Consider the following 18,034-nt stretch of genomic DNA (forward strand, 5'->3'; position numbering starts at 1 on the left):
GGATCTCCTTCAGGCAGATCCCCAGTGTGCGCCCTTGCCCGTGAGCCGCGCGTTGCCGGATCAGCCGTTGTCCTGCCGGGCCAGCTGCAGGTCGCGCTGGCGCCGCTTCTCGGCGCGCGCGTTGATGTACCAGCCGATCACCGCCGCGATCGACACCGCCGATACCAGCAGCGTGGCCAGCGCATTGATCTTCGGGCTGATGCCCATGCGGACCGAAGCGAAGACCTTCATCGGCAGTGTTGTCGAGCCCGGCGTGGCGACGAAGCTGGCCACCACCACGTCATCCAGCGACAGCGTGAAGGCCAGCAGCCAGCCCGCTACCAGTGCTGGGGCGATGATCGGCAGCGTGATGCGGGTGAACACGGTCAGCCGGCTGGCCCCCAGGTCCATCGCCGCTTCTTCCAGCGACAGATCCATTTCCTGCAGGCGCGAAGACACCACCACGGTGACGAAGCACAGAGTGAAGGTGACGTGGGCGATCCAGATGGTCGCCAGTCCACGCGCCGGGAAGCCCGGAATGGCCCCCATCGAGGCCAGCAGCGCCATCAGCGAGAAACCCAGGATCACGTCCGGCATCACCAGCGGCGCGGTGACCAGCGCGCCGAACAGCGGCTTGCCGCGGAAACGCTTGAATCGGGTCATCACCATGGCCGCCAGCGTACCGAGCACCGTGGCGGTGCAGGCGGTCCAGAACGCCACCACCAGGCTGGTCCACATCGCGTCCATCAGTGCACGGTCGGCGAACAGATCGCTGTAGGCGCGGGTGGAGAAGCCCGCCCACACCATCGCCAGCCGCGAACTGTTGAACGAATAGAACATCAACAGCAGGATCGGCAGGTACAGGAAGGCGAAGCCGAGCAGCAGCACGCCCAGACCCAGGCCCTTGGCGGTACGCGGGCTCATGCCTGCTTCCCTTCCAGCAGGCGCTGCTGGGAACGGTTGAACAGCAGGATCGGCACCAGCAGCAGCAGGATCATCGCCACCGCCATCGCCGAGGCGCCCGGCCAGTTGCGGTTGTTGAAGAACTCGTTCCACAGCTGCCGGCCAACCATCAACGTCTCCGATCCGCCGAGCATCTCAGGGATGACGAACTCGCCGACCGCCGGAATCATCACCAGCATGCAGCCGGCGATGATGCCGGCCCTGGACAGCGGCAGGGTGATGCGCAGGAAGGCCTGCCACGGCTTCGCACCGAGATCGTAGGCCGCCTCCAGCAGGCGGTGGTCATGCTTGACCAGGTTGGCGTACAGCGGCAGCACCATGAATGGCAGATAGCAGTAGACGATACCGATATAGGCCGCGGTCGGCGTATCGATCAGCTGCAGCCTGGGCAGCCCCATGCCGGTCATCAGCGTCTGCAGACCGGTGAACTGCAGGAACTGGTCGAGCAGGCCGTTGCGGTCCAGGATCGCCTTCCACGCGTACACGCGGATCAGGAACGAGGTCCACGACGGCAACACCACCAGCATCATCGCCACGTTGCGCGCCGCCGGCGACAGCCGGGCGATGGCATAGGCCATCGGGTAGCCGATCAGCAGGGTCAGGAAGGTGGAGATCGCTGCGATCTTGATGGAACTCAGGAACGCCTGGGCGTAGATCGAATCGCGGAACAGCGCCAGATAGTTCTCGAGGTTGAGCTTGAGCGAGAACCCGCCGTCCACGTACTGCAGCAGCCAGGTGTACGGCGGCGAGCCGACACGGCTGTGCGAGAAGCTGATCATCAACACGATCAGGAAGGGCACTGCGAAGAACAGCAGCAGCCACAGATACGGAACACCGATCACCGTGGCGCGCAGTCCCGGCAGCCAGCGCTTCAGCCCGGCGACACTCATGAGGTCAGCACCACGCCGTCATTGTCGCGCCAGTGCACCCACACGCTGTCACCCCAGGTCAGGCCATCGCTGGCCCAGCGCTGCGAATTGGCGAAGTTGGCCAGCACCTTGGCTCCACTGGGAAGGCGCACGTGGTAGACCGAGTGACTGCCGAAGTAGGCGATGTCCTCGATCACACCCTGTGCCTTGTTGGTGTGCCCTTCCGGCTCGTCCTTGCCGATCATCACCTTTTCCGGGCGCAGCGCGAATGCGACCGGCTGCCCTTCATATCCAGTGATGCCATGGGCGATGTAGATCGGCGCCGGGAACAGCGGCGATCGTACGGTCACATACTCCGGCAGGTCCTCGTCGATCACGCCGTCGAACAGGTTCACCGAGCCGATGAACTCGGCGACGAACCGGTTGGCCGGCTGCTCGTACACTTCGTCCGGCTTGCCGACCTGCTGGATCCAGCCCGCATCCATCACCGCGATGCGGGTGGCCATGGTCATCGCTTCTTCCTGGTCGTGGGTGACCATCACGCAGGTCACGCCCGACGATTCGATGATGCTGACCAGTTCCAGCTGCATCTGCGAGCGCAGCTTCTTGTCCAGTGCACCCATCGGCTCATCCAGCAGCAGCAGCTTGGGGCCCTTGGCCAACGAGCGTGCCAGCGCCACGCGCTGCTGCTGTCCGCCGGACAGCTGATGCGGCTTGCGCTTGCCGAGGTGGCCCATCTGCACCAGCTCCAGCATTTCGCCGACGCGCCTGCCGATCGCATCCTTGCCCAGCCCGTCCTGCTTGAGGCCGAACGCGATGTTCTGCTCGACCGTCATGTGCGGGAACAGGGCGTAGGACTGGAACATCATGTTGACCGGCCGCTGATAGGGCGGCAAGGCGTCCAGACGCTGCCCATCAAGGGTGATACTGCCCTTGGTGGGTGTCTCGAAGCCGCCCAGGCAGCGCAGCAGGGTGGATTTGCCGCTGCCGGAGCCGCCCAGCAGGGCAAAGATCTCGCCCTTGCGCACATCCAGATTGACGTCGTCGACGGCGACGAAACCGTCGAATTCCTTGCGCAGGTCACGAATGGAGAGATAGCCGGGCGCACTCACCGAATCAACGGCGGCGGCTTCCGGCTGGGCTTCAACGGGCATGGGGGCTCCGGGAGCGGGCGGTGGACAGCGGGCGCCATTCTACCGGCCAGGGGGCGATGACGGTATGACGGGGAATGGCGAGCGGCCGTTGCCCGCCGGGCATGGCCCGGCGCTACCCGCATGGCCTGGCTCCGGTAGCGCGGGGCCTTGCCCGGCGGAGAGGATCAGCGAACAGCCACCGGCGGTGCCTCCTGCCAGCCCAGCCCCAGGCTCTTCTGCAGCGCCACATACCGCACCAGCAACTGCAGCCGCGCCTGGGCGGCGGCATCCTGCGCCTGCAGCCGCTGGCGCTGTACGTCCAGCAGATCGATCTGCGAGGTGGCACCCGCCTGTCGACGCTGGCTCATCAACGCCAGCGAACGGTCCGCCGAAGCCTCGGCGCGGACACTGGCCTGCAGTTGCTGCCGGGCCGCACCGAAGCGCGCCAACGCGGTGTTGGCATCCTGCAGTGCAGCCAGCACCGTGCCCTCGTAGGCCGCCAACCGGGCCTCATTGCCGGCCCGAGCCTGGGCCACACGGGCCTTGTTCACGCCGAAGTCGAACAGCGACCAGCGCAGGAACGGGGCGACGATGGTGGCGGCTGAATCCCGCCCCAGGTCGGAAACCGAGGTGGCGCCCGCGCCGATGCTGCCCAGCAGGGTCACCTGCGGAAAATACGCCGAGATCGCCTGGCCGATCTGCGCCGAGGATGCCGCCAGCTCGCGCTCAGCCTTGCGCACATCCGGCCGGCGCTGGATCAACGCGCCCGCATCGTCCACCGGGACGCTGGCCGGCAGCACCGGCAGCGGCTGGTCTGCCGCCAACCGTGCATCCAGCGCCCCCGGCTCGCGGCCTACCATCAGGGCCAGCACATCTCGGGCTTCGTCGGCCTGTGCCTGTAGCGGCGGCAGCGCAGCCTGCTGCTGTTGCAGCTGGGCCTGCGCGCGCTCCACCTGCAGGTCCGAATCCGCACCGCGTTGGCGACGTTGACGGGTCAGCTGCAGGCTTTCATCGGCGGCTCGGAGGTTGTGCTCGGCCAGGGCGATACGCTCGCGGCTGCTGCGGTAGCCGAGGTAGACCTGGGTCAGTTCCGCGGCAAGCTGCACCTGCGCATCGGCCAGTGCTGCGGCGTTGGCCTCGGCTTCGGCGGCGGCCTGCTCGGCCGCGCGGCGTCGGCGGCCGAACAGGTCCAGTTCCCAACTGGCGTCGAAGCCGGCCACGTACAGCTCGGTGTCCAGATCGATATCGGCGAACTGCTGGCGCAGCTGCGCCGCCTCCTGCGGACGGCCGTTGGCCTCGGCCACCCCGGCGATGTTCTCGCCCAGACCGCGCACGCTGTTTTCCAGCGAATCCGGTGCCTTGATGTTGGCGTAGCCCGCCGCCGCGCCCACGCTGGGCAGCTGCTCGGCGCGGCGCTGGCGCTGCAGCGCGCGCGAGGCCAGCAGCTTGGCCTGGGCTGCGCGCAGGTTGGGGCTGTTGCGCAGCGCCTCGTCCACCAGCTGGTCCAGCAGCGGATCGTTGAGCGCGCGCCACCACTGGCTGGGCGGGCTGGCAGGCTGCACGCCGGCCTGCGCCGCGCGTGGGAGCTGCGCCTGCGCGGTAGCGACCGTGGCCACGTCCGGTTTCACGTAATCCGGCCCCACCATGCAGCCCGCCAGCAGCAGCGGCAGGGTGGCCGGGCACAGCCGGCGCAGAAGGGGGGAAACGGGCAAGGTCGTCGAAGTCATCAGTGCATCGCCAATGGAACGCCCTTGGGCAGGGGCTTGAGCAGGAAGACCAGCGGCAGGGTGGCCACCACGATCAGGCCGAAGATCCAGAACAGGTCGTTGTAGGCCATCACCATCGCCTGCATCTGCACCGTCTGCGCCAGCACGGCCATCGCCTGGGTGGCGTCGCCCAGCTGCTGGCCGTAGGCATGCAGCGCGTCCTGGGCGATGGTCGAGTTTGCGGTAACGCTGCTGCTGATCGCATCGATGTGCAGGGTGGTGCGGCGTTCCTGGAAGGTGGAAATGATGGCCAGCCCGATCGAGCCGCCGAGATTGCGCGCGGCGTTGAACAGGCCGGACGCATCGCTGGTGTACTCGCGCGGCACCGAGGTGATGGCCGCCTGGTTCAACGCCATCATCGCCAGCGCCAGCCCACAGCCCTGCAGCAGCTGGCCTATGACGAAGTGCGGGCCGATGCTGTCCGGAGTCAGCCCCAGATTGACGAAGCAGGCAGCGGCGAAGCACAGCATGCCGCCGAACACCATGATGCGTACGTCGACCGTTTCCAGCATCTTCGGCATCAACGGCATCAGCAGGATGGTCGGCAGGCCGGCCAGCAGCAGCACATAGCCGGCCTGCTCGGTGTTGTAGCCGGCGATGATCGCCAGGAACTGCGGGATCATGTACATGACCCCGAACAGGATCATGCCCACCGCCATCACCATCACGAACACCGCGCCGAAACTGCGCTGGAACAGGATGTTGAGGCGGATGACCGGCGCCTTGCTGGTGAACTGCGAAAGCGCGAGCAGCGCGAAGCCCAGCACCGAGACGATGCTGAGAACCACGATCATCGTCGATTCGAACCAGCGCTCGCGCTGGCCGTCTTCCAGCACCACGGTAAGCGCGGACAGGCCGGCGGTCATGCCGACGATGCCCAGCCAGTCCGCGCGCAGCAGCCCACCCCAATCAGACGTTTCATGCGGAAGGCCGAGCAGCAGCAGGGCAACCAGGCCGGCGCAGATCGGCACGTTGATGAAGAACGCGTAGTGCCAGCTGACGTTCTCGGTCAACCAGCCGCCCAGCAAGGGGCCGATCACCGGGCCCAGGATGACGGTCATGCCGAACAGCGCCGTACCCAGCGGCTGCTGCTTCTGCGGCAGCCGCGTGCCGACGATGGTCAGCGCGGTCGGGATCAGCGCACCACCGGCAAAACCCTGCCCTACCCGTCCGGCGATCATCATCGGCAAGGATTCGGCCAGGCCGCACATCACCGAGAACGCAGTGAACAGCGTGGCGCAGATCAGCAGGAAAGTGCGCAGGCCCAGCGTGCGCACGAACCAGCCGGTCAGCGGAATCATCACGATTTCCGAGACAAGGAAGGCTGTGGAGATCCAGGTGCCTTCGGTGCCGCTGGCGCCCACTTCGCCCTGGATGGTGGGCAACGCGGCGTTGACGATGGAGATGTCCAGCGTAGCCATGAACGAACCGATGGTGCCGGCCGCCACGGCCAGCCAGGCCGCGGCATCCGCCTTGCCTCCGGCGACAGGTGCTGCGTGGGCACGGGTGGCGTTCATCGCGCCGGCGCGGCCATGGCCTCGGCCTCGTCCTGGGTGCGCTCGCGCGCATCCTTTGCATTGCGGGTATCGACGGTCACTTCCACCGACATGCCCGGCACCAGCACCTTGCGTGCTTCAGCACCTGCGTCCACCCGGATGCGCACCGGCACGCGCTGCACGACCTTGGTGAAGTTGCCGGTGGCGTTCTGTGGCGGCAGCAGCGCGAACTGCGAGCCGGTACCCGGCGAAATGCTCTCCACCGTGCCGCGCAATGGGGTGCCTGGCAACGCATCGACCTTGATTTCGGCCGCCTGGCCGGCGCGCATCAGCCCCACCTGGGTTTCCTTGAAGTTGGCAACGAGGTACAGCGAAGCAACCGGCACGATGGTCATGGTGCGGGTACCGGCAGCAACAAACTGGCCGACCTGCACGGTCTTGTTGCCGACACGGCCATCGATGCGCGCGCGCAGCTCGGTGTCCTCAAACGCCACTCTGGCCTGCGCAGCGTCGGCCTGCGCCTGCTTCAGTCCGGCCTGGGCCTGCTCGAGCTGGGCCTGGCTGGCTTCGATCTGGCTCTGCGCGCCCTGGATCTGTGCCTTGGCCGCATCGTACTGGGCCTGGGCGCGCTCGACATCGTGGCGCAGGCTTTCAACGTGTTCATGGGTGTCCGCACCACTGGCCGCCAGCGGGGTGAAGCGCGCCAGCTCTGACCGGCCGAAACGCAGCGAGGCGGCGGCCGCGGTGAGCTGGGTCCGTGCCTGCAGCAGGCTGGACTGCTGGCCCTGCACCCCAGCGGCAGCAGCGGCGATGTCGGCTTCGCGCACGGCGATCACGGCCTCGGCCTGGTCCAGCGTGGCACGGTAGGTGCGCGGGTCGATGCGCAGCAGCGGTTCGCCGGCCTTGACCCACTGGTTGTCCTGCACCAGCACTTCGGTGACGTAACCGTTGATGCGCGGAGCGACCGCGACAGCGTCGGCCTGCAGATAGGCGTTGTTGGTGTCCTGCAGGTAGCGGCCGACCAGCAGGTGGTAGATCAGCCAGGCAACCAGGGCGATGACCACGACGACGCCGATGATGGCCAGCGTCCAGCGCACCTTGGGGTTCTTCAGCGGCGAGGGCTTGTCCTCGGTGGAAGGCGTTTCGTCAGGGGCGGCGTCGGCGCGCTGGGGCTGTTCGGTCATTGTCTGAAGGCGGTGGTCGGTGCCATACGGGACGGTAGGGGAAGCGATGCGGAGGCAAGGTGAAAAAGAAACGGAGGCCATTGGCCTCCGTTTCCTGTGCGCTGACGTCTGCCCGCACCCGCCGGGCATGGCCCGGCGCCGGCGCCATCGTCATCTCACCTGCCGGTCTTCACCTCGGTCCACAGACGGGTGTACAGCTTGTCCGTCTCCGGGGTGTTGATCGAATAGGTGAACATCTTCGCGGCCACATCGGCCGGCGGGTAGATGGTCGGGTCGGTACGGATCGCCTCGTCCACCAGCGGGGTCGCGGTCGGCACCGGGTTGGCGTAGTGGATGAAGTTGGTATTGGCCGCAGCGACCTTCGGCTCCAGCAGGTAATTGATGAACTTGTAAGCGGCTTCCGGATGCTTGGCGTCCTTCGGGATCGCCAGCATGTCGAACCACTGCGGTGCGCCTTCCTTCGGAATCGAATAGGCGACATGCACGCCGTTGCTGGCCTCCTCGGCGCGGTCGCGGGCCTGGATGATGTCACCCGACCAGCCGACCACCAGGCAGGTGCCGCCGTTGGCCAGCGAACCGACGTACTGCGAGGAGTGGAAGTTCTGCACGTACGGGCGGATCGACTTCAACAGGTCGGCCGCCTTCTGCAGCTCGGCCGGATCGCCGCTGTGCGGGTCCAGGCCCAGATAGTGCAGTGCGATCGGGATCATGTCGGCCGGCGTGTCCAGGATGGTCACGCCGCAGTCCTTCATCTTGCTGATGTTCTCCGGCTTGAACACCAGGTCCCAGCTGTTGGCGATGTCGGTGCTGCCGCCGAAACGCTCCTTCAGCATGTCCACGTTGTAGCCGATGCCGGTGGTGCCGACCATGTACGGCACGCCGTAGCGGTTGTCCGGATCCTGGGTGGCGATGCGCTTCATCACCGCCGTGTCCAGATTGGCCAGGTTCGGGATCTTGCTCTTGTCCAGCGGCAGGAACACGCCCGCCTGGATCTGCCGGCCGAAGAAGTTCAGCGTCGGCACCACCACGTCGTAGCCGCTGTTGCCGGCCAGCAGCTTGGTCTCGACCATCTCATCGCTGTCGAACACGTCGTAGGTCACCTTGATCCCGGTTTCCTTCTCGAAGGTCGGGATGGTGTCCTCGGCAATGTAATCGCTGTAGTTGTAGACGTTCAGGACCTGGCTGTCCTGACTGCCACCGTTGCCACCGCCACAGGCGGCGAGCATGGCGGAGGCCAGGCCGAGCGTGAGGATACGCAGCTTCATCGGGTGCTCCAGAATGCGGGGAGGGGGGCCGGCTCGGGCCGGCGACGGATGCCAGCCTACCCCCCGGCGGCGGATTTTTCTATTCCACGCTTTCACACGTTCAGCAGCAGGAACTCGCGCTCCCACGAGCTGATGACACGGAAGAAGGTCTCGTACTCCTTGCGCTTGACCGAGATGTAGGCCCGGCAGAAGCGCTCGCCCAGCAGCGCCTGCAGTTCGCCGCAGCGCTCAAGCCCGTCCAGCGCTTCGCCCAGCGAGCGCGGCAGGTTGTAGCCCAGCTCCTTGGCGCTGCCGGTGACCGGCGCGTCCGGCGCCAGCCGCTCGCGGATGCCGAGCAGGCCACAGGCCAGGGTGGCGGCCATCGCCAGGTAGGGATTGGCGTCGGAGCCCGCGAATCGGCTCTCCACCCGCATGTTCTCCGGTGTATCCAGCGGCACGCGCAGGCCGCAGGTGCGGTTGTCGAAGCCCCAGTGCACGTTGCTCGGCGACACCTCGCCGAACACCAGCCGTCGATAGGAATTGACGTTCGGCGCGAAGAACGCCATCGCCTGCGGCGCATACTTCTGCAGCCCCCCAAGATAATGGCCGAACACCGGGCTGAACTCGCCTTCGGCATCGGTCTCACCGGCGAACACGTTGCTGCCATCGCTCACCCGCACCAGGCTCTGGTGGATGTGCATGGCGCTGCCCGGTTCGTTCTCCATCGGCTTGGCCAGGAAAGTGGCGTACACGCCGTGGCGCATCGCCGCCTCGCGCATGGTGCGCTTGAACAGGAAAACCTGGTCGGCCAGATCCATCGCATCGGCATGGGTGAAGTTGACTTCCAGCTGTGCCGCGCCGGATTCGTGGATCAGCGTGTCCACGTCCAGCTTCATGGCATCGGCGTAGTCGTACATCAGGTCGAGGATGGGGTCGAACTCGTTGACCGCATCGATCGAATACGACTGCCGCGCTGTTTCCGGGCGACCGGAGCGGCCGGCAGGCGGCAACAGCGGGAAATCCGGGTCGGTGTTCTTCTGCACCAGGAAGAACTCCAGTTCCGGCGCCACCACCGGGCGCAGGCCCAGCTCGGCGTAGGCCGCCAGCACGCGACGCAGCACATTGCGCGGCGCCAGCTCATGCGGCTCGCCATTCTTGGTGTAGCAGTCATGGATGATCTGCGCGGTGGCATCGGCGGCCCACGGCACCATGCGCACGGTATCCGGATCCGGGCGCAGCATCATGTCCGAGTCCGACGGCGAGGTCAGTTCGTAGTAGTCATCCGGAAACTCGCCGGTGACAGTCGTGGCGAAGATGCCCTCGGGCAGGCGGGTACCGTAGTCGTGCGAGAACTTATCGGCGGGAATGATCTTGCCGCGCGCGTTGCCGGTGATGTCGGGCACCAGGCATTCGACTTCGGTGATACGCCGCTCCTTCAGCCAGCGCAGCAGGCTGCTCTCCTGCGGTGCGGGGGGCGTTGCCGTCTTGCGCGGGCGCGTTCGGGAACTCATCGGGAATCCAGTTGGTTCTGTTGATGCTGCCGGCAAGCTTGGCCGAACGCACGGAAAATAGCGTGATAGAACGGCGCCTGCATGACGCGCCACTCCGGGTGCCACTGTACGCCGAGCACGAAGCGGTGGCGCGGGCTGCGTGCCGCCTCGACCAGCCCGTCATCGGCGCGGGCCTCGACCTGCAGGCCGCTGGCCAGGCGGGCAATACCCTGGCCGTGCACCGAATTGACCTGCACCCTCCCCTCGCCGTGCCAGTCCGCCAGCCACCCATCCGCCACCAGTGTGACCGCGTGGGACGGCCCGTACTGCACGTCCACGGGTGCCTGCGGATCTTCGCGATGATCGGCCAGCCCGGGTACCCGATGGACCTGTGGATGCAGGCTGCCTCCCAGGGCGACGTTCAATTCCTGGAAGCCACGGCAGATCGCCAGCACCGGCAGGTCCATCGCCAGCGCCTCGTGCAGCAGTGCGAAGGCATTGGCATCCCGCGCAGGATCATGCGCATTGCCGGGCCAGCTGCGGCCACCGTCGTAGTGCTGCGGCTCGATGTTGCTGACCGCACCGGTCAGCAGCAGACCGTCGAGGCCCTGCAGCCAATCGCGCGCCGGCAGCGGCGGCTGCAGGCTGGGCAGCACCAGCGGCGTGACCTCCGCTGCCTCGACCAGGGCGCGGACATACTTCTCGCCGGCCACCGCAAAGCGATGATGGCCAAGCACCGTACTGTCGGTGGGCAGGCCCACCCAGGGCAGGCGACGCATGGGGAAACTCCTTGGCGTGCAGACACGTTACCCGCAGGTGCGCGAGTGCGGCAAGTCGTCGCCATCACGCGCGAGGTGCCAAGTATCGGCGAAACTGGGGGCGTGAACGCCGATCAACCTCCTCCGCCCCGTCTTCCCACCCTGCGCCCGCGAGGCCCGCAGTGACGTCCGCCTTTCCAGCCAGCTGGTATGCCGCCAGCCTGCCGGAGCCGGCCGCCCTGCCTCCGTTGCAGGGCGACGTGCAGGCCGATGTCGCAGTGCTCGGTGCAGGCTACACGGGCCTGACGGCGGCGCTGGAACTGGCCTCACGCGGCCAGCACGTGGTCCTGCTGGACGCCCAGCGGATCGGCTGGGGCGCGTCCGGTCGCAACGGTGGCCAAGCGCTGGTGGGCTATGGCTGCGAGGTGGACGAACTGGAACGGCAGCTGGGCCGGGACGATGCCCGCCATCTGTTCGACTGGTCACGTGACGCCGTGCAGGCCATGCGCACCCGCATTGACCGCTACGGCATCGACTGCCATTGGCGTGAGGGCCACGCCAGCGTCGCCATCCGTGCCCGCCACGAGCGCGAGCTGCGTGCCCACTGCGAGCACCTGCAACAGCATTACGATTACCCGATGCAGTGGTGGGATCGGCAGACACTGCGTGGGCAGCTGGACAGCCCGCGCTATCGCGCGGCCATGTTCGATCCACTCAGCGCGCACCTGCACCCCCTGGCGTATGCGCGCGGCCTGGCCGACGCAGCGCGCGCGGCCGGGGTGGTCATCCACGAGAACTCTGCGGTCACCCGCGTGCAGCGCGGGCCTCGTCCGGCCCTGCACACCGCGCACGGCAGCGTCAGCGCCGCGCATCTGGTGATCGCCGGCAATGCCTGGCTGCAGGGCCTGCTGCCAGTGCTGGAGCACCGCATCATGCCGGTAGGCACCTATATCGGTGCCAGTGCGTGCCTCGGCCCCGAACGGGCCCGCGCCCTGATCCGTAATGACATGGCAGTAGCAGACACTGCCTGGGCGCTGGACTATTTCCGCCTGAGCCACGACCATCGTCTGCTGTTCGGGGGCCGCGCCAGCTACTCGGCGCTACCGCCGCCCGGGCTGCGCGGGGTGATGCAGCGACGCATGCACGCGGTTTTTCCGCAGCTGGCCGACGTCGCTCTCGATCAGGTCTGGGGCGGCTATGTCGACATCACCCGCAACCGCGCCCCGCATTGGGGACGGCTGGACGGCAATCTGTACTTCGCGCAGGGATTCTCCGGCCACGGCGTGGCGGCAGCCGGCCTTGCGGGTGACGTGATCGCCGCGGCAATCGCCGGCCAGAGCGAGCGCCTCGACGTGTTCCAGCGCCTGAAGCACGCGCCGTTCCCGGGCGGGCGCCTGCTGCGCATGCCGCTGCTGGTGGCTGCGATGTCGTGGTACAGGCTGCGGGATGCGTTGTGGTGACGATATCAGCGCCCTTGACGGGACTCCACGGCAGCGCGACTTGATCCCTTCACACCGATTGTTTGCATAATCTGCACAGGAGCAGGGGGAGCACGTGGATGCAGTGGTGGAAGGAAGGTCTACCGGTGAACATCCGGATCAGTCCCCAGGGACTGGTGCTGATGCTCATCTATGCCGTCGCCTGCGTGGCCACGCGCAAACTTTCGGTAGACCAGTTCTACCTGCCGGCAGGTGTGCGTGTGGCCGCCTTGCTGCTCTGTCCACCGCGCCTGTGGCCTTACCTGTTGCTGGGCGAGTACGCCTACTTCGCCCATCTACGGATTCCGCTGCTCGAAAAATACGGGTTGGCATGGGTGCTTCTGGCCTCGGCATTTCTCATGCCGGCAGTGATGCTGATCGTACGCATGCACCGGAAGTTGCTTGCGCGCACCACGGTCCTCGGCGTGATCTCGATCGCGGTCTGTGCCGCGACGATCATCAGCCTGCTCAACCTCGGAATCTCGTACCTGCTCTGGGAGCCGCTGCATAACGCGTCGTTTATCACCAACGTAATGCGCTATGCGCTGGGCGACTTCACTGGGATCCTCATCCTGGCGCCACTCGCGCTGCTCTGGATCCGTCGCGCCGAGGAACAATGGACACCCCGGTCCGTTGCGGCCACAGTCGGAGCACTAGTAGCCATGCTGGTCATTGGCCTGCAGGCGACGCCGGTACCCGCCTCGATCACGGCCCCTGGCTCGCTGCAGTTGTTGTTGATCCTGCCTATTCCCGCAATCGCCCTGACCTGCCTGCTGGGATGGCGCGGGGCGGCCGTCGGTGTCGCCGCAGTAAACATGATTCTTGGTCTGAGCACCCCTTCTGACCACCCCGCATCATTCGATCAGGCGACCTTTGCCACCCAGCAGGCCATGGCCATCGCCAGCGTCGCCCTGTTGCTGCTGGGTGCGCGCATCACGCATTTCCAGAGCCAGCATCGGCTGCGTGAGGAAGACGGCAGAAACTCGATGAAACTGGCCCGCAGTACGCACATGGCCAGCGAAATGGATCTGCGAGAGCGAGCGGCGCACCTGCGCAGGCTGGGCGAGGGGATGGACCTGTCGCTCAACGAGATGGTGAACTGGCTGCACGCGCAAGGGCACCACGCTGTCGCCAACAGCCTGAAACACACATCAGAAGTCCATTCGCGCCAATTCCGCGCGCAGGCGAGCATGATCTACCCATCCGCCCTGGAGCGTCTCGGGCTTTACGTCGCTCTTCGTGCAGGTGGCGTGCGGGAGGCATGGGACAATACGCACCGGGTTACGCAGCCCCGGCTGACGGGCGACCCATGTCAGTTGGGAGTGGATCTGCAGCTGGCCGCATACCGGACCGTGGTTGAGGCCGTATCGTTGCTGCTCAGGTATGAGCCCGGTCAGATCTCCGTGCGCATCAGGTGCGGCGTCTTCAGACAGATGCACGGAGTACTGATTTCCGCCGCTCTTGTCGATCCTCACCATGCGCTTTCGCAACAGACTCAGGAACTGGTCCGTTCACAGCTATTGGGCCGGATCGTCGCCTATTCCGGGGTCGTCGATGTTCAGAAAAACAGGATCCGGATCGCCTTGCTGGATGGGCTGGCCACCTATCCGCAGGCCCCTCTGGCAGCACACTGTCCAGATGCGCCGTGGCCGTTCGACCAAGGTCGGCAATCTGCAACCTGACATAGAATTGCCAGTCAAAGCGCGATGGATGTCACTAATTCGCAGCAGTGCTGAACTGGTGTCGGCGGCAGAGAGCCAGGTAACGAAGAAGAGATCCGATTGCGTAGGCGGGAATCTGCCGATACTGTCGCCAGAGGTGTAGACGTCCAGAGTGGATGGAACGCCACCATGGTACGAGCAAGGGAGGCTTGGGATTGAACTGGTGGAAGAACGATGTCGAGCTGAGCTTCCGGATACGCCCCATCGGACTTTTCATCGCTGGGATGTACGCCGTCACGTGCTGGGCCGCTCGTCAGGTCTCGCTCGACCAGTTTTACCTGCCGGCAGGCATACGGGTCGCTGCGCTGCTGCTCTGCCCTCCGCGCCTTTGGCCCTATCTGCTGCTTGGCGAATACGCTTACTTTGCCCAGATGCGATATCCACTCATCGGGAAGTATGGGCTGGCTTGGGTGATCCTGGGCTCCGTGTTCCTCATGCCAGCGGTAGCCTTGGTCGTGCGGGCGCATCGCAGATTCATGACCGCGACAACGGAGGGCTGGCTTCTCTCGATGGCGGTTTCCGCCGCGCTCATCGCCACCGCATTGAAACTGGGCTTGGCCCACCTGCTCTCCGAGAACCCGTCTTCCGTGCCATTTGCGACACGAGCTGTCCGCTTCGTGCTCGGTGATTACATCGCAATACTGACTGTCGCCCCACTCGCACTGCTCTGGATCCGGCGCCGGTCACTGTACGAGTGGAAGTTTTGGAAGCACGCGCCTACCGTAGCCGCATTGACACTACTGATATCGCTGGGCGCATTCATGGCCTCGGGTGTCGAGCTCCCAGATGCCACCAAGACATCCCTGCAACTGGTGATGGCTTTGCCGGTTGTTGCCTTGACCTGCATCCATGGCTGGCGAGGAGCCGCTGTGGGTGTTCCGCTGTTGAACATAGTGATTGCAATGACAACACCAGCATCAGGACTGCCTGGTTCGTTCGACCAGCGAACATTCATGATGCAGCAGCTCATTGCCGTTGCAGGGACGGCGCTTCTTCTACTCGGTTCCCGCATCACTCAGCACTATCATCAGCATGCGCGCCATGATCTGGATGGGAGTCAGACGGCCAGACTTTCGAGAACTGCTCATATGGCCAGCGAACTCGATCTGAGGCAGCGGGCGCTTGATCTCAGGAAGATCGCAGACGGCGTCGAGAAATCACTGAACCAGACTGCCGATCTTCTGAAAATGCACGGACACCATGCACCTGCAATGGATCTGCTGCACACCTCGACGACACATTCACGCCAGTTCCGTGAACTCACAAGCCTGGTGTATCCAACCGAAGTCGAGCAGGTCGGGTTGTATGTTGCCCTGCAGATCAGCGGCATCAGCGAAAACTGGGACCGGACCAGCAGGGTTGCGCTCCCCCGCATGACGGGCGACCCCTGCAGGCTGAGCATTGCACTGCAGCTTGCTGCCTATCGAACCCTTACCGAAACGGTCGCACTGCTGCTCAAACACGAACGGGGGCAGATCCAGATCCAAGCACGCTGCGGCAGCCTGCATGGTCAACAGGGCATCCTGATCAGTGCATCTCTTTTGGACAGAGATCGCCACTTGTCGCTGGAAACCGCAAAACTGATCGTCGAGCGCCTGAGTTCACGTGCACTGGCCTATGGCGGTAAAGTGCAGACACGTCAAAACCGCGTAAGAGTGCTACTGCAGGAAACGGCCACGGGTGCAACCCACGGCAGCACGCATGCAGCGTGGATTGCTCGCGCCGACATCACCTGACTCTCACTCATCCGCCTCGATCAAGGAAAAGATCATGCTTCAGCGACTCGTAGCCGGCAGTTCGATCGCCCACGTTGCGTTGCTACCAGCACCATAGACGACCAGCGAGAACTCGGCTTGCCTGAGTACCACATGCCGCTGGGACTTTTCCGGCAATGCCAGCCGCTGCGACGGCAATGACACGGTAATCGGACTTTTGCCGGCCGGGAGCGTCCAGAACGTGGTGTCAACCTTGCCGATTATCAGCAGGACCTGTCCGGAGAGGTCATTCACCTGATAATAGTTGATTCCCTCACGCTCGAACCCATACACCAGCCAGTTCGGATCTGCACTCAGATTCGTCGCTGCTGGACGGGACTCACCAAGCCCCGCCTGAGCCATATGTGTTCCGTTGTCGTCACTCGGGCAGCATGCCGCCTCGGCGACAGCAGGTGCGGACAACAGAGTCATTGCAGGCATCAAAAAACGCAGACCAGAGAAATTCACACTCACCCCCGTGTTCGGTTGGACAACGCCAGGCAAACTCACTTCGCCACCCCATGACTGGATGGGCTCTCGGCCTCGCTTGCGGGCTGCCTCAGCCGGACGGAGTCAACCTCAGGCCGCCGGCAGGGTGGCGCAGCCAGCATAACCATCAAACAGCACCAGCGCCACGAGCAGAACTTCCGCCACTCCGCTCGTCGGGCCCCGACACTGAACGTGTCGGCCGGCGTTCACGCGATGACAACGCATGCGGTACCACCACTAAAGTTACGGCCGAAACCGCCGCTACCCGTGCCAAGACTTCCCTGACGTGAGCCTCCGCATCATGCCCGTCCTGCCGCAGGCCGCCGTCGATGGCGACCTCGCCGATCCGCTTCCGCAGCGGATCCTGCTGGTCGAAAACTCCCGTGCCTTCACCGGCATGCTGCGCGAGGCGATCGAACAGCGCCTGGAGCTGCCCGTCGTGGTCGCTTCCACCCTGGCCGAGGCCGACCGCCTGCTCAATGAGAGCGGCGGCTGGTTCCTGGTCCTGACCGGCCTGGTTCTGGCCGATGGCGACAGGGACGCGGTGGTCGAATTCTTCCTGAAACGCGATCTGCCCACCGTGGTGGTCAGTGGCGTGTATGACGAGGATCTGCGCAAGCGCGTGCTGCAGCAGCAGATCATCGACTACGTCCTGAAGAACACGCCCGGCAGCATCGACTATCTGGTGTGGCTGGTGCAGCGCCTGGAACGCAACCGTCGCATCGCCGCGCTGGTGGTGGACGATTCGCCCTCGGCACGCGGCTATGCGGCCGCGCTGCTGCGCATGTACGGCCACGAAGTGTACGAGGCTGCCGATGGCAATGAAGGCCTGGCGGCGATCGAGGCCCATCCTGCGATCCGGCTGGCGGTGGTCGACCAGGAGATGCCCGGCATGCAGGGCGTGGAATTCACCCGCCGCCTGCGCACCCTGCGCTCGCGCGACAAGGTGGCGGTGATCGGCATTTCCGGCAATACCGACGCATCACTGATTCCGCGCTTCCTGAAGAACGGCGCCAACGACTTCCTGCGCAAGCCCTTCTCGCGCGAGGAATTCTTCTGCCGCGTGTCGCAGAACGTGGACCAGCTGGAGCTGATCGGCACCCTGCAGGATCTGGCCACCCGGGACTTCCTGACCGGCCTGCCCAACCGCCGCTGCTTCCTGGAACAGAGCCAGCGCCAGCTGCCCCAGCTGCAGACCCATGGCCAGAGCGTGGCGGTGGCGATGATCGACATCGATCACTTCAAGCATATCAACGATACGCACGGCCATGAGGCCGGCGATGACGCCCTGCGTGCCGTGGCCGGGGCGGTGGCCGTGCATGCGCGCAGCCAGGACTTGATCGCGCGCTTCGGCGGCGAGGAGTTCTGCCTGCTGGTGCCGGACATGGAGCAGGACGAGGCAATGCTCTACTTCGAGGAACTCCGCCAGCGCATCGCGGCGCTGGAAGTGGATATCGGCACCGCCACACTGCGCATGACCGTCAGCATCGGCCTGTGCTGCCTCCGCCCGCAGCGCGATGCGCTGCATCGCCTGATTTCCGAGGCCGACCGTCAGCTGTACCTGGCCAAGGCCGGTGGCCGCAACCGGGTCAGCTGCACCACCATGGGCAGCCCGCTGCGTCCGCGCGAGCCCGCCCTGCCCTGATCGATCCGCTTTGATCCAGATCAACGCTGCCTGCCGGCAGCAGCCCTACAGTCGGCCCCGACATC

General features: G+C 65.4%; 14 protein-coding genes. 4 read left to right on the top strand and 10 right to left on the bottom strand.

All coding sequences use genetic code 11. The features are described 5' to 3' along the window. Positions 1-60 precede the first annotated feature (60 nt). The 9 genes from ABE543_RS13515 to ABE543_RS13555 all read right to left on the bottom strand — a co-directional run bounded on the left by ABE543_RS13515 (position 61) and on the right by ABE543_RS13555 (position 10,903). The gene (locus tag ABE543_RS13515) at positions 61-903 is read right to left on the bottom strand and encodes an ABC transporter permease subunit (protein ID WP_005415928.1); all 843 of its coding nucleotides are present in this window, start codon (positions 901-903) and stop codon (positions 61-63) included. Continuing rightward, entirely contained in the window at positions 900-1,832 is a 933-nt protein-coding gene (locus tag ABE543_RS13520; protein ID WP_053516578.1) for an ABC transporter permease subunit, read from the bottom strand. The genes ABE543_RS13515 and ABE543_RS13520 overlap by 4 nt, the downstream gene beginning before the upstream one ends. Then, on the bottom strand, positions 1,829-2,965 hold the full coding sequence (gene potA / locus ABE543_RS13525; protein WP_193395569.1) for a polyamine ABC transporter ATP-binding protein: 1,137 nt from the start codon (positions 2,963-2,965) through the stop codon (positions 1,829-1,831). Before potA ends, ABE543_RS13520 begins: the two co-directional genes overlap by 4 nt. Positions 2,966-3,129: 164 nt before the next feature. Further along, positions 3,130-4,671 (bottom strand): efflux transporter outer membrane subunit, encoded by a 1,542-nt coding sequence (locus tag ABE543_RS13530; protein WP_065181217.1) that lies wholly within the window; start codon positions 4,669-4,671, stop codon positions 3,130-3,132. Beyond that, on the bottom strand, positions 4,671-6,227 hold the full coding sequence (locus ABE543_RS13535) for a DHA2 family efflux MFS transporter permease subunit (RefSeq protein WP_346475784.1): 1,557 nt from the start codon (positions 6,225-6,227) through the stop codon (positions 4,671-4,673). Before ABE543_RS13535 ends, ABE543_RS13530 begins: the two co-directional genes overlap by 1 nt. Then, complete coding sequence (locus tag ABE543_RS13540; protein WP_065176210.1) at positions 6,224-7,390, bottom strand: HlyD family secretion protein; 1,167 nt, start codon at positions 7,388-7,390, stop codon at positions 6,224-6,226. Before ABE543_RS13540 ends, ABE543_RS13535 begins: the two co-directional genes overlap by 4 nt. A 155-nt stretch (positions 7,391-7,545) precedes the next feature. Next, on the bottom strand, positions 7,546-8,655 hold the full coding sequence (locus ABE543_RS13545) for a polyamine ABC transporter substrate-binding protein (RefSeq protein WP_322523475.1): 1,110 nt from the start codon (positions 8,653-8,655) through the stop codon (positions 7,546-7,548). A 92-nt stretch (positions 8,656-8,747) separates the two neighbouring features. Next, positions 8,748-10,145 carry a glutamine synthetase family protein gene (locus tag ABE543_RS13550; protein ID WP_065181214.1) on the bottom strand — a complete coding sequence of 466 codons (1,398 nt, stop codon included), beginning with the start codon at positions 10,143-10,145 and terminating at the stop codon, positions 8,748-8,750. Next, positions 10,142-10,903, bottom strand: coding sequence for a gamma-glutamyl-gamma-aminobutyrate hydrolase family protein (locus ABE543_RS13555; RefSeq protein ID WP_346475785.1), 762 nt, complete (start codon positions 10,901-10,903; stop codon positions 10,142-10,144). The genes ABE543_RS13550 and ABE543_RS13555 overlap by 4 nt, the downstream gene beginning before the upstream one ends. Positions 10,904-11,064: 161 nt before the next feature. Here ABE543_RS13555 and ABE543_RS13560 point away from each other — a divergent pair, with 161 nt between their 5' ends. The 3 genes from ABE543_RS13560 to ABE543_RS13570 all read left to right on the top strand — a co-directional run bounded on the left by ABE543_RS13560 (position 11,065) and on the right by ABE543_RS13570 (position 15,817). Continuing rightward, complete coding sequence (locus ABE543_RS13560) at positions 11,065-12,342, top strand: FAD-binding oxidoreductase (protein ID WP_262218342.1); 1,278 nt, start codon at positions 11,065-11,067, stop codon at positions 12,340-12,342. Positions 12,343-12,440: 98 nt separating this feature from the next. Beyond that, a complete protein-coding gene (locus tag ABE543_RS13565; RefSeq protein WP_164152733.1) occupies positions 12,441-14,042 on the top strand; it encodes an MASE1 domain-containing protein in 1,602 nt (533 codons plus the stop codon). Positions 14,043-14,236: 194 nt separating this feature from the next. Continuing rightward, on the top strand, positions 14,237-15,817 hold the full coding sequence (locus tag ABE543_RS13570) for an MASE1 domain-containing protein (protein ID WP_346475786.1): 1,581 nt from the start codon (positions 14,237-14,239) through the stop codon (positions 15,815-15,817). 39 nt (positions 15,818-15,856) lie between these two features. Here ABE543_RS13570 and ABE543_RS13575 read toward each other — a convergent pair whose 3' ends face one another. After that, positions 15,857-16,267, bottom strand: coding sequence for a hypothetical protein (locus ABE543_RS13575; protein ID WP_227255205.1), 411 nt, complete (start codon positions 16,265-16,267; stop codon positions 15,857-15,859). Positions 16,268-16,625: 358 nt separating this feature from the next. On the opposite strand from ABE543_RS13575, the gene ABE543_RS13580 reads away from it, so the two are divergent. Further along, positions 16,626-17,969 (top strand): diguanylate cyclase, encoded by a 1,344-nt coding sequence (locus ABE543_RS13580; RefSeq protein ID WP_053516566.1) that lies wholly within the window; start codon positions 16,626-16,628, stop codon positions 17,967-17,969. The last annotated feature ends 65 nt before the right edge of the window (positions 17,970-18,034 follow it).

This window comes from Stenotrophomonas sp. TWI169, from assembly GCF_039674705.1.
Lineage (GTDB): Bacteria > Pseudomonadota > Gammaproteobacteria > Xanthomonadales > Xanthomonadaceae > Stenotrophomonas > Stenotrophomonas maltophilia_P.

Coding starts and splice junctions, on each gene's coding strand:
- ABE543_RS13515 (WP_005415928.1), bottom strand. CDS start 903: ATGAGCCCGCGTACCGCCAAGGGCCTGGGTCTGGGCGTGCTGCTGCTC.
- ABE543_RS13520 (WP_053516578.1), bottom strand. CDS start 1,832: ATGAGTGTCGCCGGGCTGAAGCGCTGGCTGCCGGGACTGCGCGCCACG.
- potA (WP_193395569.1), bottom strand. CDS start 2,965: ATGCCCGTTGAAGCCCAGCCGGAAGCCGCCGCCGTTGATTCGGTGAGT.
- ABE543_RS13530 (WP_065181217.1), bottom strand. CDS start 4,671: ATGACTTCGACGACCTTGCCCGTTTCCCCCCTTCTGCGCCGGCTGTGC.
- ABE543_RS13535 (WP_346475784.1), bottom strand. CDS start 6,227: ATGAACGCCACCCGTGCCCACGCAGCACCTGTCGCCGGAGGCAAGGCG.
- ABE543_RS13540 (WP_065176210.1), bottom strand. CDS start 7,390: ATGACCGAACAGCCCCAGCGCGCCGACGCCGCCCCTGACGAAACGCCT.
- ABE543_RS13545 (WP_322523475.1), bottom strand. CDS start 8,655: ATGAAGCTGCGTATCCTCACGCTCGGCCTGGCCTCCGCCATGCTCGCC.
- ABE543_RS13550 (WP_065181214.1), bottom strand. CDS start 10,145: ATGAGTTCCCGAACGCGCCCGCGCAAGACGGCAACGCCCCCCGCACCG.
- ABE543_RS13555 (WP_346475785.1), bottom strand. CDS start 10,903: ATGCGTCGCCTGCCCTGGGTGGGCCTGCCCACCGACAGTACGGTGCTT.
- ABE543_RS13565 (WP_164152733.1), top strand. CDS start 12,441: ATGCAGTGGTGGAAGGAAGGTCTACCGGTGAACATCCGGATCAGTCCC.
- ABE543_RS13575 (WP_227255205.1), bottom strand. CDS start 16,267: ATGACTCTGTTGTCCGCACCTGCTGTCGCCGAGGCGGCATGCTGCCCG.
- ABE543_RS13580 (WP_053516566.1), top strand. CDS start 16,626: ATGCCCGTCCTGCCGCAGGCCGCCGTCGATGGCGACCTCGCCGATCCG.